The organism is Collinsella aerofaciens (assembly GCF_040915545.1).
GTDB lineage: Bacteria > Actinomycetota > Coriobacteriia > Coriobacteriales > Coriobacteriaceae > Collinsella > Collinsella aerofaciens_BE.
In genome coordinates, this window is the sequence record NZ_JBCPDH010000072.1 from 1 (window position 1) to 1,484 (window position 1,484).

General features: G+C 68.0%; 1 protein-coding gene. It reads left to right on the top strand.

Annotated elements, in window-relative coordinates; all coding sequences use genetic code 11:
- Positions 1-121: 121 nt before the first annotated feature.
- Positions 122-1,402, top strand: a complete 1,281-nt coding sequence (locus AB5202_RS09955; protein ID WP_368144671.1) for an IS256 family transposase — start codon at positions 122-124, stop codon at positions 1,400-1,402.
- Positions 1,403-1,484: the final 82 nt, after the last annotated feature.

The following is a 1,484-nucleotide window of genomic DNA, read 5'->3' on the forward strand; positions in this document are numbered from 1 at the left end:
GATCGCGTCGAAAATGTTGGTGTAAGGGTGACGCCCTAGCGCCCGTTTAACGAAGAACGGCCTTCGTCCTAGAATCTGAAATCACCACAACAACAGGTTCTAGGAAAGGACGAAGACCGCTATGGAAATCTTATCAGACCCGACGCCGGACATGCTCGCCATGCCCCGTTTCGACGACGGCGCCATCGACATGCAGGAGCTGCTCAGGCGTCTCGCCGAGCAGGTCGTGAACGCCGTGATGGACGCCGAGGCCGACCAGCTCTGCGGTGGCGGGGGGAACAGCCGAAACGGCTACCGCGAGAGGTCGCTCGCCACCTGCGTCGGCACGCTGACGCTGCGCATCCCCAAGCTGCGCTCCGGCAGCTTCTTCCCCGAGGACGTGATCGAGCGCTACCAGCGCGTCGACCGCGCCCTCGTGGCCGCCGTGGCCGAGATGTACGCCACGGGCACCAGCACCCGCAAGGTGCAGAGGGTGGCCGAGAAGATGGGCGTCTCCAGACTCTCGAAGGACCAGGTGAGCGCCATCGCCTCGAGCCTGGACGCAGACATCGAGGACCTGTGCGCAAGGCCGCTCGGCGGCTCGCCGGTGCCCTACGTCTGGCTCGACGCGACCTACGTCAAGTGCCGCCGCGAGGGGCGCGTCGCCTCCACCGCCGTGGTCACCGCCATCGGCTGCGATGCGGGCGGCTGGAGGCGCGTCCTGGGCGTCGACGTGGTCGACACCGAGTCCTACGACTCGTGGCTCGCCTTCCTGCGGGCTATCCGCTCGCGCGGGGCGGCGGGCGTGCGGCTCGTCGTCTCGGACGCCCACCCGGGGCTCGTCCGGGCGCTCGGCGAGGTCTTCCAGGGCGCCGCGTGGCAGCGCTGCGCGGTCCACCTCATGCGCGACTGCATGCGCGAGGCCGGCTCCTGGCAGCTCAGGCGCCGCGTGGGCAGGATCGTGTCGCAGGTGTTCCGCGGGCGCGACGCCGCCACCGTGACGGCCATGTACCACGCGGCGTGCGACATGCTGGAGGGGTGCTGCCCCAGGGCGGCGGCGGTGCTGGAGGAGGCCGAGCCCGACGCGCTGGCCTACCTCGACTTCCCGCCGACCCACTGGAAGCGCCTGCGCACCAACAACGTGCAGGAGAGGACCAACCGGGAGATAAAGCGCAGGTCGCGCGTCGTGCAGGTGTTCCCCTCCACGGGCTCGCTGGTGCGGCTCGCGGGCGCGGTCATGTGCGAGCAGGACGAGATATGGCAGGAGTCCAGGTACTTCTCGGAGGTGAGGATGAACGAGCTCTACGATGACGGTCGCACTCGGGGAATCGACGGTCCCGTCGATTGGGCGCGGCTTGAGGCGGAGGCCAGGAAGATGCTCGAGTCCGGCCTCGAGCTTGCGGACAGGGTCGAGGCGGCATAGGATATCAACCGTATTCCAGATTCTAGGACGCCGGGCCGACTCGCTTCGGATGGGGCTCTACACCAACTTTCTCGACACTACC